This window comes from Daeguia caeni (assembly GCF_042653845.1).
GTDB classification, from domain to species: Bacteria; Pseudomonadota; Alphaproteobacteria; order Rhizobiales; family Rhizobiaceae; genus Brucella; species Brucella caeni.
Genome location: NZ_JBHSEL010000053.1, coordinates 16,620 through 31,130, shown reverse-complemented (window position 1 = coordinate 31,130; position 14,511 = coordinate 16,620). Strand labels below are relative to the sequence as shown.

Genomic DNA, 14,511 nt, shown 5'->3' with positions numbered 1-14,511 from the left:
GCGGGTATCCCAAGGCTGGGCCGGTATTGTTTACAGAACGGGCCGGCTTGGATTGGATGTCCGTTTTCGTGTAAGGAGGATATAATCCGAACCAAAGCGGATATTGAACAGGTGCACTCATGACGAAGAACTGGACCCCACATTCCTGGAGAGAAAAGCCGATCAAGCAGGTGCCAGTCTATCCAGACGCACAGGCTCTCGCCGATGTCGAGGCTCGTCTTCGCACCTATCCGCCGCTGGTTTTTGCCGGCGAAGCGCGCAAGCTCAAGTCCCAGCTTGCCGAAGTGGCGGAAGGCAAGGCCTTCCTGTTGCAGGGCGGCGATTGCGCCGAAAGCTTCGCCGAACATGGTGCAGACAATATTCGCGACTTCTTCCGTGTCTTTTTGCAGATGGCGGTCGTTCTGACCTTTGGCGCATCCAAGCCGGTGGTCAAGGTCGGCCGTATTGCCGGTCAGTTTGCCAAGCCGCGTTCATCCGATGTCGAGGTCAAGGACGGCGTCGAGCTGCCATCCTATCGCGGCGACATCATCAACGGCATCGAATTCGATCCGGTTGCCCGCATTCCGGACCCGCAGCGTCAGGAAATGGTCTATCGTCAGTCTGCCGCAACGCTGAACCTGCTGCGCGCCTTTGCGCAGGGCGGCTATGCCAATCTTGAAAATGTGCATCAGTGGATGCTGGGCTTTGTCGGCAATAGCCCGCAGGCAGAGCGCTATGCAGCACTGGCCAAGCGCATTTCCGAAACCATGGATTTCATGCGCGCCATCGGCATTACGGCGGACAGCAATTCCGCGCTGCGTGAAACAGATTTCTACACCAGCCATGAAGCGTTGCTTCTTGGTTATGAAGAAGCGCTAACCCGTGTCGATTCTACCTCCGGTGACTGGTATGGCACATCGGGGCACATGATCTGGATCGGTGACCGTACGCGCCAGCCTGATCATGCTCATGTCGAATATTGCCGCGGCATCAAGAACCCGCTTGGCATGAAATGCGGTCCGTCGCTGCAGCCGGATGAGCTCATTCGCCTGATCGATCTGCTCAATCCGGACAATGAACCGGGTCGCCTGACGCTGATTGCACGCTTCGGTTATGACAAGGTTGGCGATCATCTGCCGCAGCTGATCCGCGCTGTTGAGCGTGAGGGCCGCAAGGTTGTCTGGTCGTGTGATCCGATGCATGGCAATACGATCACCGCTGGCGGATACAAGACTCGTCCATTCGATCGCATTCTCAAGGAAGTGGAAGCCTTCTTCCAGATCCATCGCGCAGAAGGCACGCATCCGGGCGGCATCCATATCGAAATGACCGGCAAGAACGTCACCGAATGCACGGGCGGTGCGCGTGCAATCTCGGCAGACGATCTGCAGAATCGTTACCATACCCATTGCGATCCGCGCCTCAATGCCGATCAGGCGCTGGAACTGGCCTTCCTTCTGGCAGAACTGCTCAAGAAGGAACGCGATGCAAGCGATACCAGCCTTGTTTCGCAGGCAGCAAGCGCCTGAATGGGGCAAAAATCATGATCGATTCTGCGGGCGGGGTTTTCCCGCCCGCTTTGTTTGATGCGGCAGGCGGCAAATATTTCCATTTTGCCCAATTTGCTCTAAGGCTTTGGCATGATCAGTGACACGAGAATCTTTCCATGCTCCGCATAGCCATTGCTCAGCTTAACCCCGTCATGGGCGATATCGCCGGTAACCTTGCCAAAGCCCGTGTGGCGCGCAAACAGGCGGCTGACGCCAAGGCAGATCTCATTCTTTTCAGCGAACTGTTTATTTCCGGCTATCCGCCGGAAGACATGGTGCTGAAGCCAGCCTTTGTTAAGGCCTGCAAGGTGGCAGTGCGGGAGCTGGCGCAGGATACGGCAGATGGTGGCCCCGGCGTGATCATCGGCACGCCATTGCAGCGCGAAAGCGGGCTGCATAATGCCGTCATGGTGCTTGATGGCGGTGCGGTGATTGCCGAGCGCTACAAGGTCGATTTGCCCAATTATGGCGAATTTGACGAAAAGCGCGTGTTCCAGCCCGGGCCAATGCCGGGACCGGTCAATTTCCGCGGCGTGCGTCTGGGTATTCCGATCTGTGAGGATATCTGGCATGTCGAGCTTGGTGTGGTGGAGACGCTGGCCGAAAGCGGCGCGGAAATTCTTCTGGTGCCCAATGGCTCGCCCTATCATCGCGACAAGATGGATCGCCGCCAGCAGGTGGTGCTGACACAGGTTATCGAAACCGGTCTGCCACTTGTCTATGTCAATCAGGTGGGCGGCCAGGATGAGCTGGTCTTTGATGGTGGCTCTTTTGTGATCAATGCCAACAAGCAGCTTGCGTTGCAATTGCCGCAATTTGCCGAACAGCTTGTGATCACCGACTGGGAACGTAGGGCTGGTGTCTGGCAATGCGCGGATGGCGAAAAGGCCATTCTGCCAGTTGGCATCGAAGCCGATTACATGGCCTGCGTGCTGGGCTTGCGCGACTATGTCAACAAGAATGGTTTCAAGGATGTGGTGCTGGGCCTTTCGGGCGGCATCGATTCAGCCTTGTGCGCGGCGATGAGCGTTGATGCGCTGGGCAAGGATCGCGTGCGCTGTGTCATGCTGCCTTATCATTATACGTCGGAAGATTCGCTGAAAGACGCGGCCGATTGCGCCAGGGCGCTTGGCGTTCGCTATGACATTGTGCCGATCGCGGCCCCGGTTGAAGGTTTCATGGCAGCCTTGCAGCCGATGTTTGCCGGCACGACCAGCGGTGTGACGGAAGAAAATCTGCAAAGCCGTGCGCGCGGTACCATCCTGATGGCCATTTCCAACAAGTTCGGCTCCATGGTGGTGACGACCGGCAACAAGTCGGAAATGTCGGTCGGTTATTGCACGCTTTATGGCGACATGAATGGCGGCTTCAATCCGATCAAGGATGTGTACAAGATGCGCGTCTATGCCATGTCGGAATGGCGCAATGCGCATGTGCCGGCTGGCGCCCTTGGACCTGCGGGCGAGGTGATCCCACACAATATCATCACCAAGGCGCCTTCAGCCGAATTGCGCGAGAACCAGACTGACCAGGATTCACTGCCGCCTTATCCGGTGCTGGATGATATTCTGGAATGTCTGGTCGAGCAGGAAATGGGCATTGCCGATATTGTTGCGCGCGGCCATCCACTGGACGTCGTGCAACGCATCGAGCATCTGCTCTATCTTGCTGAATACAAGCGCAGACAGTCTGCGCCCGGTGTCAAAATTACCAAGAAGAATTTTGGCCGGGATCGGCGTTATCCGATTACGAACCGATTCCGCGACCGCTGAAAGAAACCATTATGACTGTTACCGTTCGTTTTGCTCCGTCGCCGACGGGTTATATCCATATTGGCAATACGCGCACCGCGCTTCTGAACTGGCTGTTTGCACAAAAGAATGGCGGCCGCTTCATCCTGCGCTATGACGATACGGATGTTGAGCGATCCAGGGATGAATATGCGCGTGCCATTGCGATTGACCTCGACTGGCTGGGGGTCAAACCTGATCAGGTCGAATATCAGTCGAAGCGCTTTGATATCTATGCGCGTTCGGTCGAACAGCTGAAACGTGCCGGTCTGCTTTATCCCTGCTATGAGACGGCAGAGGAGCTGGAACGCCGCCGCAAGCTGCGTCTGGCGCGCCGTCTGCCGCCGGTTTATGGCCGTGAAGCGCTGAAACTGACAGACGAACAGAAGGCAGCTCTCGAAGCAGAAGGTCGCAAGCCGCATTGGCGCTTTCTCCTGCCCAATTATGACAGCGACCCATTCGTCACCAGACGCACGGAAGTCCATTGGGACGATCTGGTGCGCGGGCCCCAGACGGTTGATCTGGCTTCCATGTCCGATCCGGTTCTGGTGCGTGAGGACGGCACTTATCTCTATACGCTGCCATCCGTGGTCGATGATATTGACCTTGGCGTCACGCATATCATCCGCGGCGACGACCATGTAACCAATACCGGCGTGCAGATTGCCATTTTCCGCGCCCTTGGCGCAGAGCCGCCGGTTTTCGGCCATCATAATCTGCTGACCACGGTTTCGGGCGAGGGCCTGTCAAAGCGCACCGGCGCCCTGTCGGTTGGCTCGCTGCGCGAGGCGGGTTATGAGCCGATGGCGATTGCCTCGCTTGCCGTTCTGATCGGCACATCGGAAAGCGTCATTGCCGCTGCAGATATGGCTGAACTGGCAGAACATCTTGATCTGGCAGGCATTTCCAAATCAGCGGCCAAGTTCGATCCGGCCGAGCTTGATACGCTCAACCGCGCACTCCTGCATGAAATGCCATTTGACAGGGCCGCACCACGCCTTGCTGCCCTTGGCATTGACGGGGAAAAGGCCGAGCCGTTCTGGAACGCTGTGCGCGGCAATCTGAACCGCTTTCAGGAGGCCCGGTTCTGGTGGCAGATTGTCACCGGCGACCTGCCGGAAAAGCCGGAACTGGACGAACAGGATCTTGCCTTTGTGCGAGAGGCCTTTGATCTGCTTCCGGCTGCGCCATGGGATGGCCAGACCTGGAAAAACTGGACGGAAGCCATCAAGGCTGCAACCGGGCGCAAGGGCAAGAACCTGTTCATGCCCCTGCGGCTTGCCCTTACGGGACAGCCTCATGGGCCGGAGCTGGCTCAGCTTCTGGTTGTGATGGGTCCGGCAAAAACGCTGGCCCGACGACCCTGACCTTTGGGTTGGCCGTATAGGCACGCTCCGCGCCCGTGACCTGCGGGGCAGGCTGCGGCAGGTTTTTCGGCATGGTGAGCGGCTGATTGACCGTTATCCTTGCCGGTTTTGGCGCAGTCTCATCCACGGCAGTCGTGCTGTCTTCTTCGGAAGGCGGCGTGACAACGATGCGCTGGAGCTTCATATAATTCCATGCGACATAGGGGTCTTTCTTGCCGGATGCCGGTTTCGTTTTTTGTGCCGGCTTTTTCGTGCGAGCCTGCTCTTGCGTTTTTCGTGTCTCTTCAGAGCGGGGAAACGTGACCGAACATTGCTTCACATAGGCGGGCTTGACCGGCTTGTTGGCAAGGATCTTTTCAATCTCGGTCAGTGTTCCGCTCAGCGTCTGAATTTCGCTTTCCAGCGCCTGTTTGCGCGCAAGCAGCTGTTTGCAGGGATTACCTGTCTTCGTGCTGGCACAATTTGTCCGGGTCAGGAGCCTTTGCGTTGTGTCCAGTTTTGCTTTTGCCTGGTTCAGGCGTTTCGTGATGGGAGCGATCTTGGAGCTCAGCAGGTTGCGCTCCCGAGGTGAACAATCCTGAATTGAGTTGGTTGTGCTACAGCCGTAAAGGGTTGTTGCTGCAATAATGTGTATAGCTACAAGCTTGAGTTTACATCCACTTGCAAGTCTCACCATCGATGACCCCCGTGATCAATGATTACAGGGATGAATGCGGCTGAACAAAGCTTCTGTCAAGAATCAAAACAAAACGGCGACAGACTATGCTGTCTGTCGCCACAGGAATGATAATTATTATTATTTTTTTGAAGTTTTTGTTGATCGTTGCAGTGCTTCGACTATTGCCAGCGCAGTAATATTGACGACTCCGCGTGATGTCACGGATGGCGTCAGGATATGAGCCGGCTTGGCTGCGCCAAGCAGGATCGGACCGACATGCAGGGCTTCCGTCATGATCTTGACGACGTTCAGCGTGATATTGGCTGCATCAAGATTCGGGAAGACGAGCAGATTGGCTTCACCCTTGAGGCGGGAATTCGGGAAGACGCGGTCGCGCAGCGTCTGGGACAGGGCGGCATCGCCATGCATTTCACCGTCTGATTCAAGATCCGGCGCACGCTCGGCAAGAATGGCCGCTGCCTGACGCATCTTTTCTGCGCTTTCCGATTCCTTGGAGCCGAAATTGGAATGGGAAACCAGGGCCACCTTTGGCTCGATGCCGAAGCGGCGAATTTCCTTGGCCGCAAGGATGGCGGTTTCTGCCACTTCCTCGGCGGTTGGATTGACCTTGACATAGGTGTCGGTCAGAAACAGCGCGCCACGCTGCGAAATCAGCAGGCTGAGGGTTGAGAAATTGCTGACGCCGGGCTGCATGCCGATCACCTGGCGTACCGAGCGCAGATGCCGTTCATAGCGGCCTTCCAGCCCGCAGAGCATGGCGTCCGCCTCATTGCGCATGACGGCGAGCGCGGCAATCACGGTCGAATTGGTGCGAACTATGGTGCGCGCGCCTTCCGGCGTGATGCCCTGGCGGCCGGTCAGCGACAGATAGAGATCGACATAATCGCGATAACGCGGATCATCTTGCGGATTAATCAGGTCAAAATCGGAACCCGGACGGATTTTCAGACCATAGCGTTTCAGGCGCGTATCGATGACTTGCGGGCGTCCGACAAGGATCGGTCGGGCTATGCCTTCCTCGATCACCACCTGTGCCGCACGCAGGACGCGTTCATCCTCGCCATCGGCATAAATGACGCGCAGGGGCTTGCGCTGCGAACGCGCTGCGGCAAAGACCGGCTTCATGATCAGGCCAGAACGGAAGACAAAGCGGTTGAGCCGGTCGATATAGGCTTCCATATCCTCGATCGGGCGGGTCGCCACGCCGGTCTCCATCGCGGCCATGGCAACGGCGGGTGCAATGCGCAGGATGAGGCGCTGATCGAATGGTGATGGAATGATATAGTCCGGGCCGAAGGTCGGCGTGTCGCCGGAATAGGCGCGGGCGGCAATGTCGGACGGTTCCTCACGCGCAAGGGCCGCAATGGCATGCACGGCGGCAAGCTTCATTTCCTCATTGATGGCGGTTGCGCCGACATCAAGCGCGCCACGGAAAATATAGGGGAAGCACAGGACATTGTTGACCTGGTTTGGATAGTCGGAACGGCCGGTGCAGATCATGGCATCGGCGCGGGCAGCGCGCGCCTCTTCCGGCATGATTTCCGGCTTCGGATTGGCAAGCGCCATGATGAGCGGCTTTTCCGCCATGCGCTGCAACAATTCCGGCTTGAGAACGCCGGCCGCTGAAAGGCCGAGGAAAACGTCAGCGTCATCAATGACATCGGCCAGAACGCGCGCATCGGTTTTCTGCGCATAGGCCGCCTTCCAGCGATCCATCAGGACGGTGCGGCCTTCATAGACCGTGCCTTCAATATCGTTGACCCAGATATTTTCGCGTTTTGCCCCGAGTTTGACCAGCAGATTGAGGCAGGCAAGGGCGGCAGCGCCTGCGCCGGAAGTGACGATCTTGGCATTCTCGATTTTCTTGCCGGCCAGATGCAGGCCGTTCAAAACCGCCGCCGCCACGATGATGGCCGTGCCATGCTGGTCGTCATGGAAGACGGGAATATTCATCTTCTCGCGCAGGCGTTCCTCAACCTCGAAACATTCCGGTGCCTTGATGTCCTCGAGGTTGATGCCGCCGAAAGTCGGCTCAAGTGCCGAGACGACATCGACGATATGATCGATTTCATGCGCGTTGATTTCAATGTCGAACACATCAATATCGGCGAATTTCTTGAACAGGACAGCCTTGCCTTCCATGACCGGCTTGGAGGCAAGCGCACCAATATTGCCAAGTCCCAGCACAGCCGTGCCATTGGACACGACGGCAACCAGATTGCCGCGTGCGGTATAGTCGGCCGCCGTTGCCGGATCCTCATGGATGGCAAGGCAGGGGGCGGCAACACCTGGCGAATAGGCGAGTGCAAGGTCACGCTGGTTTCCAAGTGGCTTGGTTGCCTGAATCTGCAGCTTTCCGGGTGTGGGGTAGCGATGGAAAAACAGCGCTGCTTCATCAAAATCGGAACGCGTGGTTGCTGGCTGGGTGGGCTTTTTTGTCATGTTAATCTTGCTTTCCAGTTCTGTGCGCAACCCGAACGGTATGGCGCGAAGGTGCTCAAATGCACGCTGGTTCTGAAGAATGTTTTCGATCTGGGGCTGCTTGATATCTTAAATCACTGTATTTTACCAATTGCTATCAGGATTGCGAATGGCTTTCACCAGTTTTGCAACCGCATGGATGCCATCAGGATGCCGCTGCAATCAACCGGATTCTGGTTTAAATACCAGAAACTTCGTGCCCTTACGCCTTGCTGCATGTGATGCATGAAGGTCTTTTCAAGCATATGTAAAAACGCATCCTCTTCTCATCCCCTTACAAGCAGGGTTTCTGACTGAAATGGCTCGCAATTAAAGAGGATTACAATCTACCCCTCTTGTAATTATAATTTCCCACTATGTTAATATAATTGACAGGAGATCGTTGAATGATCAAACATAGTGGAATTATTAATTCTGAAACGATCTTTTCAAGGATTGGTAAAAAAGAAATAAATTTCAATTTATTCGGTCGTTCAGTCACAGAAATGCTTGATCGGCCAAGAATTGAGAGAGCGTTACATCTTTACTGGAATGGATTGTTTGATGATATGCCAAGCGGAGAAGCGCTGCAGAAAGCGCTGGGTTGGGCGAGGGTACAGGTCTACCAATATGTGCAGGAAATCGAAGAATGCTTTCAGGATCTCTCTGATGCGGAGTTTCTGCGCGCATTGATCGCGCGCCTGCCGGATGGGGACACGCTGGAGGCGGCACTGCAGCTTGTCGCAGCGCCGGCAGTGTTCATTCCCTTTATCCATCATCTGCGCAAGGGGACAGGCTGTGGCACCACGATCTGCCCACATGCCGATGTCTGTCATGATGTTGATACCTTGCGCATGTATTATGGCATGATGCCGGATGAAGACACGCTGAAAGCCTACAGTCTCTATCTGCAGGCTATGGCGGATTGCAGTTTTTCACCGGCTGCCAGAGCAGCACGCATCGTTGCCGCAACCGGGGCGGGCTATGTCTCTTCTGTTGTCAGCGCCTTTTCTGCCTTCAAGGGCATGACTGTTGAGAATGAGAAATCGGAAATCCTGATGACACTTGACGCCATTTATTTCCCCGATCGGGTGGAGGGCTGGATCAAGCGTGCCGTCAATGAGAACGACCTGCATGGCATTCTTGAAAAAGGCACGGCAAAAACCGACTGGCAGATCGAAATCCTGAAACAGGCACTGGAAATGCTTGCGCGCAATCCGGATGAAAACACGCCTGACCGCGCTCCCCTTGTCGAGGCGATCGAGACAGCGACACGGAAACTTTGCCCGAAGGATGCCGAAGGTAACATGCTCAAGCCCAGCGTTGCTTTCTACCAGGAAATCTTGCTGGAAAAACTGGGATTTGAGCCCTGCAGCTATATCAATCTGAAGGCGCTGAACCAGGTGGTGGAATGGATTGCCCATGCAAGGGATGAATATCTGATCACCAATACCCAGGTCTGAAACATCATAAATGTAAACAGGAACAGGTGATTATTTCCAGCTTTCTGTTAACGCTTGTGCTGTTCCTAAATGCTTCCTGACAAGTCAGTTATGCATTCATCTGTCCAGCCGATGTGCGTCTGTTACGGACGCACATCGGATTCGGACAGTCAGCATCAAGGACATGTCAGGGCTGAAGGCGTTGCGGATGATCAGCCCCACAGGGCTGCTTCCGGCGGATAGACCAATGCGCCCTCATAGCGCAGCGCCGGTTCACGGTCGCGGGCAAGCAGCAGAGGCCCGTCGAGATCAACCACATCTGCTTCCTGCGCCAGCATGACCGCAGGCGCCATGCCGAGCGAGGTGCCTACCATGCAGCCAACCATGATCTTCAGGCCAAGCGATCTTGCCTTGTTGCGCATGGCCAGCGCTTCCGTCAGGCCGCCGGTCTTGTCCAGCTTGATGTTGATGGCATCATAGCGATTGGCGAGGTCTTCCAGCCCCTGCGACGTATGCGCGCTTTCATCGGCGCAGATCGCGACCGGATGCGGAATCCCGGCCAGCAATGCGTCATTGCCGGCGGGAAGCGGCTGTTCAATGAGCTGAATGCCGGCTTCAGCGGCAGCCTGCATGTTTTCGGCAAGATTGTCTGCCGTCCAGCCTTCATTGGCATCGATGATGATGCGGCTTCTGGGGGCGGCCCTGGCTACGGCATGAATGCGCTCGACATCGTTTTCGCCGCCCATTTTCACCTTGATCAGCGGATAATGCGCACGCTTTGCCGTTGCCTCAGCCATTTCCTCGGCAGTGCCGAGTGAAACGGTAATGGCGGTTTCAAGTGGGTGGGGGGCGGCAATGCCAAGACGCGCGGCGACGCTTTGGCCCATGCGCTTGGATTCAAGATCCCATAAGGCGCAGTCCACGGCATTGCGTGCAGCTCCCGGCTTCATGATGGTCTGGATGTCCTGGCGCGTTGCACCATTGATGATGGCCTGACGTGCGGTGGCAATTTCAGCCGTCACGCTTTCGACCGATTCGCCATAACGAGCATAGGGCACGCATTCGCCATGCCCTTGATGGGCACCATCGCGAATTGTGCACAGCACGATTACTGCTTCCGTTTTGGAGCCGCGTGCGATTGTGAACTTGCCGGCAATAGGGTAGCGTTCAACGGCAATATCGACGGAAATGGGCATGGTGGGATCCCTGGAAGGCACAACTATTTCGGTCGCGATACGACTCGTATAAGAAGGCAACATGTTGACCGATAAAGCTGACAAAGCAAGTGCTGTTGCCGATAGCACACCGAAGATCGATCTTGTCGATGCAGATGGTGTGCATCTTGTGCAATTGCGTGGCGACTGGGTTTCGCATTGCGTTCATCTTGTCGATGACAGGATGCGCGCCCTTGAAAAGACTCTTGCGGGTCGGGAGGTCAGCATAGATCTGTCGCAGCTTTCCCGGCTTGATACGGCCGGGGCATGGTTGTTTGAGCGCTTGCGCCACAGGCTGGAAGCCGCCAACAGTATCGTGCATGTTCAGGGCGCGCGCGAGACATGGCTGCCTTTGATCAATGAGGTGAGCAATGCGGTTGAGCATACGCTCGATCTGAAGCCGCAGCGCCGTCCGTCCTTCATCCTGGCATTTCTGGAGAGTATTGGTCGCGGTGTCTACTCCACCTTGGATGATTTCAAGGTGGCCATGCACATTCTTGGCGCAACGATCCGTGGCGCACAGTTGAAATATGGGCGCGGCTCCGGGGTGCCCATACCGGCTGTCGTGTCGCAAATGGACCGGATGGGTGTCGGCGCCATTCCGATCATCGTGCTGATGTCAACAATCGTCGGTGCGATCATTGCACAGCAGGGCGCCTTTCAGTTGCGTAATTTCGGCGCTGAAATCTTTGTTGTCGATCTCGTCGGCATTCTTGTATTCCGGGAGCTCGGCGTATTGCTGACCGCAATCATGATTGCCGGTCGATCTGGCAGTGCCATTACTGCGGAAATCGGCTCGATGAAAATGCGCGAGGAAACAGATGCGCTGACGGTGATCGGGCTCAATCCGGTTGGCGTGCTGGTTTTCCCGCGCCTTGTCGCCCTCGTCATTATCCTGCCATTGCTGACGATCGTGGCTGATCTTGCCGCTCTTATTGGTGCGGCAGCCGTGTCCTATTTCTATTCCAATATCTCGCCGGAAGCCTTTGTCAGCCGCCTGCATGATGCTGTCGCGCTGAACACCTATTTTGCCGGCCTGATCAAGGCACCGTTCATGGCCATGATCATCGGCATTCTGGCCTCGGTCGAGGGCATGAAGGTGGGCGGCAGCGCTGAATCGCTCGGACGCAGGGTGACGGCGTCGGTTGTCAAGGCGATTTTCGTGGTCATTGTCGTCGATGGGTTGTTTGCAATGTTCTATGCGGCGATTGATTTCTGATAACCGGCTGGCAACCTTGCGGTTCTGCGTCTCACAGGACACAGGCAGCAAAAAAGTGGCTTGCCGATCGATTAGCAGTTCAGCGTATAAGAAAGCTCGTTTAAAGAAGAGGCATGGTTAATCGTAACGACCACGGGTCGCAGTCGCAAAACAGCGAAACTATCGAGGCAGGCGCGCCATTGATTTCGGTGCGCGATGTCACGGTTTCGTTCGGCCGTGAGCCGGTGCTGGACAAGCTTTCACTGGATATCTTCAAGGGCGAGGTGCTTGGCTTCATCGGGCCGTCGGGCTCTGGCAAGTCGGTGCTGATGCGCACCATCCTTGGCCTCAACAAGAAACAATCGGGCGAGATTGAAATCTTCAACCGCAATATTGATCGGCTGAACGAAGTCGAGAAAATGGCGATTGATATGCGCATGGGGGTGCTGTTTCAGCATGGTGCACTGTTTTCCGCGCTGAATGTGCTGGAGAACATTCAGGTGCCGATGCGCGAATATCTCGACCTGTCGCCGAAACTGATGAATGAACTGGCGCGGCTGAAGATCGATCTGGTCGGGCTGAAGCCAGATACGGCAGAAAAATATCCCTCCGAACTGTCTGGTGGCATGATCAAGCGGGCAGCCCTTGCCCGCGCACTGGCACTTGATCCGGACATTGTGTTTCTCGATGAGCCGACATCAGGCCTTGATCCGATCGGTGCGGCTGATTTCGATGATCTGATTGCAAATCTGCGCGACACAATGGGGCTGACAGTCTATATGGTAACGCATGATCTCGACAGCCTGTTTGCGATCTGCGATCGTATTGCAGTGCTTGGGAACAAGAAAATTCTCGTGAGCGGCACCGTTGAAGACATGATGACGGTGGACGCCCCTTGGGTTAAATCCTATTTTCGCGGTAAGCGTGCGCGTCAGATCGATTTTTCTGCGCCGTCAAGGCGGCGCATGGGTCACCGTGTGCAAACTGGATAAGAAATGGAAACAAAAGCCAATTACGTCCTCGTCGGAGTGTTCACACTGATCGTCAGCCTGCTGGCTTTCGGTTTTGTGTACTGGATTGCGCGTTATGGTGAGGCGCGCGATTCCGTGCCGCTCGATGTGCGTATTCCAGGTTCGGTGACGGGATTGGGCATTGGCAGCCAGGTTCTGTTCAATGGCATCAAGGTGGGCGATGTGCGCAGCCTGCATCTGGATGAAAGCAATCCGGGCATGGTGATCGTGCAGACGCGTGTGAATGCATCAACCCCGATTACCCGCTCGACCAAGGCTTCACTCGGGTTTCAGGGGCTGACTGGTCAGGCCTATATCGAGCTCAAGGGAGGCAGACTGGATGAACCCAATCTTCTCACTGAAGCCGAACATGAAAACACGGTTGCCCGCATCGATGCGGATCCGTCGGCGGTGAACAATCTGCTTGCAACGGCACAGGATATTTTTGCCCGTGCCAACAATGTGCTTGGCGAGCTTGAGAGCTTCACCAATGAAGCGCGCGGTCCCCTGATCGAGACGATCAACAACGCCAAGGTCTTCACGGATGCTCTGGCCAAGAATGCCAATGTGATTGATGAGCTCGGCTCCAATGCTGGCAATATCAACCAGATCATTACTGATGCCAAGGACATGATGGCGCGCCTCAACACGGCGTCCATGCAGGTCGAAGGCATTCTCGAAAAGGCCGACCAGCTTCTGTCAAGCGACAACAAGGATGGTGTCGTGGCACAGGCCAAGGCAACGCTTGAGGCAATCCGCAAGACCGCTGACAATCTCGACAGGAATCTGACGCCGATTGCCAATAATCTGGAGCGCTTCTCCGGTCAGGGCCTGCGTGACGTACAGGCTACGGTGAACGAAAGTCGCCGCGCCATTCAGCGCATTGAACAGGCCATTACCGAGCTTGAGCGCAATCCACAGCGCCTGATCTTCGGCGGCGAGGGCAGCGTGCCGCAATATAATGGGAGGACTCGCCGTTGACCTTCAGGCAAGGACTTTCCAACAGAACTTTTCGGGATACGAAATTGCGTGATCATCTGATGGGGCGTCGTTCCATGCGCACTGCATTCATATCGCTTGGTTTGGCACTTGCCTTGGCTGGATGTGGAACCACGCCCAAGCTTGACACATTCAGCCTGAGCGCAGGCCAGGTGGCCAAGACGGCGCGCAGCCACAAGTCCATGCAGCTTCTGATCCAGCCGCCAACAGCGCTCAAGGCGCTGGACAGCGAGAATATTGTCGTCAATACGGCTCCGGGATCGATTGAATATCTGGGCGGTGCGCAGTGGGGTGACCGCCTGACCAACATTGTTCAGGCGCGGCTGGTACAGTCGTTTGAAAATTCCGGCCTGTTTGGCGGTATTGGCCGGCCGGGCGATGGCCTGGCGATCAATTATCAGGTGCTGACGGATCTGCGCGTCTTTGGCATCCGCGCCTATGGCGGCGCACGCACGGCAGTTGTCGATATTGCTGTCAGGCTGATGAATGATTCCAGCGGTGAAATCCGCGCCACCCGCATCTTTACGGCGACAGCGCCGGTACGCGGCACCAGCAATGCCGATTATGTCCGGGCGCTCAATACGGCCTTTGAACAGGTTTCGGCTGAAATCGTCAACTGGACGGCGGCAACGCTCTGAGAGCCTTGTGCGCTCTTCATCCGGTTTCCGTTTGGGAAATCACATCTGCTGAGAATATTTTTCCCATCTTGCTGGAAGTTGTCCGGGTGCGATCATCTGCAAGCGTGATTAGCGGTTGTTCCGCTTGCTGCGAATGTTGCTGAACGCCTGCTTAAATTGGAACAGCGGCATGTCAGACTTGCTGA

General features: G+C 55.9%; 11 protein-coding genes. 8 read left to right on the top strand and 3 right to left on the bottom strand.

Features of this window, described 5'->3' with window-relative positions; all coding sequences use genetic code 11:
• Positions 1 to 119: 119 nt before the first annotated feature.
• The 3 genes from ACFO1V_RS08075 (at position 120) to gltX (ending at position 4,686) form a co-directional block, all read left to right on the top strand.
• Positions 120 to 1,508 carry a class II 3-deoxy-7-phosphoheptulonate synthase gene (locus tag ACFO1V_RS08075; RefSeq protein ID WP_374829604.1) on the top strand — a complete coding sequence of 463 codons (1,389 nt, stop codon included), beginning with the start codon at positions 120 to 122 and terminating at the stop codon, positions 1,506 to 1,508.
• A 137-nt stretch (positions 1,509 to 1,645) separates the two neighbouring features.
• Positions 1,646 to 3,301, top strand: a complete 1,656-nt coding sequence (locus tag ACFO1V_RS08070) for an NAD+ synthase (RefSeq protein WP_374829606.1) — start codon at positions 1,646 to 1,648, stop codon at positions 3,299 to 3,301.
• Between the two features lie 11 nt (positions 3,302 to 3,312).
• Positions 3,313 to 4,686, top strand: coding sequence for a glutamate--tRNA ligase (gene gltX, locus ACFO1V_RS08065; protein WP_374829608.1), 1,374 nt, complete (start codon positions 3,313 to 3,315; stop codon positions 4,684 to 4,686).
• On the opposite strand, the gene ACFO1V_RS08060 is transcribed toward gltX, so the two are convergent.
• Both ACFO1V_RS08060 and ACFO1V_RS08055 read right to left on the bottom strand, forming a co-directional pair.
• Positions 4,604 to 5,362: a hypothetical protein gene (locus tag ACFO1V_RS08060; RefSeq protein WP_374829610.1), complete on the bottom strand. Its 759-nt coding sequence runs from the start codon at positions 5,360 to 5,362 to the stop codon at positions 4,604 to 4,606. The two genes, gltX and ACFO1V_RS08060, sit on opposite strands and share 83 nt — an antisense overlap.
• A 120-nt stretch (positions 5,363 to 5,482) precedes the next feature.
• Positions 5,483 to 7,807 carry an NADP-dependent malic enzyme gene (locus ACFO1V_RS08055; RefSeq protein ID WP_374829612.1) on the bottom strand — a complete coding sequence of 775 codons (2,325 nt, stop codon included), beginning with the start codon at positions 7,805 to 7,807 and terminating at the stop codon, positions 5,483 to 5,485.
• Positions 7,808 to 8,232: 425 nt separating this feature from the next.
• Here ACFO1V_RS08055 and ACFO1V_RS08050 point away from each other — a divergent pair, with 425 nt between their 5' ends.
• Positions 8,233 to 9,288, top strand: a complete 1,056-nt coding sequence (locus tag ACFO1V_RS08050) for a citrate/2-methylcitrate synthase (RefSeq protein ID WP_374829614.1) — start codon at positions 8,233 to 8,235, stop codon at positions 9,286 to 9,288.
• A gap of 191 nt (positions 9,289 to 9,479) precedes the next feature.
• On the opposite strand, the gene dgcA is transcribed toward ACFO1V_RS08050, so the two are convergent.
• On the bottom strand, positions 9,480 to 10,463 hold the full coding sequence (gene dgcA, locus ACFO1V_RS08045; RefSeq protein WP_374829616.1) for an N-acetyl-D-Glu racemase DgcA: 984 nt from the start codon (positions 10,461 to 10,463) through the stop codon (positions 9,480 to 9,482).
• Positions 10,464 to 10,524: 61 nt separating this feature from the next.
• Between dgcA and ACFO1V_RS08040 the strand changes: the two genes are divergently transcribed.
• The 4 genes from ACFO1V_RS08040 to ACFO1V_RS08025 all read left to right on the top strand — a co-directional run bounded on the left by ACFO1V_RS08040 (position 10,525) and on the right by ACFO1V_RS08025 (position 14,326).
• Complete coding sequence (locus ACFO1V_RS08040; RefSeq protein WP_374829618.1) at positions 10,525 to 11,700, top strand: ABC transporter permease; 1,176 nt, start codon at positions 10,525 to 10,527, stop codon at positions 11,698 to 11,700.
• Between the two features lie 113 nt (positions 11,701 to 11,813).
• A complete protein-coding gene (locus ACFO1V_RS08035) occupies positions 11,814 to 12,671 on the top strand; it encodes an ABC transporter ATP-binding protein (protein ID WP_374829620.1) in 858 nt (285 codons plus the stop codon).
• 3 nt (positions 12,672 to 12,674) lie between these two features.
• Positions 12,675 to 13,670: an MlaD family protein gene (locus ACFO1V_RS08030; RefSeq protein WP_374829622.1), complete on the top strand. Its 996-nt coding sequence runs from the start codon at positions 12,675 to 12,677 to the stop codon at positions 13,668 to 13,670.
• Between the two features lie 56 nt (positions 13,671 to 13,726).
• Positions 13,727 to 14,326: an ABC-type transport auxiliary lipoprotein family protein gene (locus ACFO1V_RS08025; RefSeq protein ID WP_417323460.1), complete on the top strand. Its 600-nt coding sequence runs from the start codon at positions 13,727 to 13,729 to the stop codon at positions 14,324 to 14,326.
• Positions 14,327 to 14,511 lie beyond the last annotated feature (185 nt).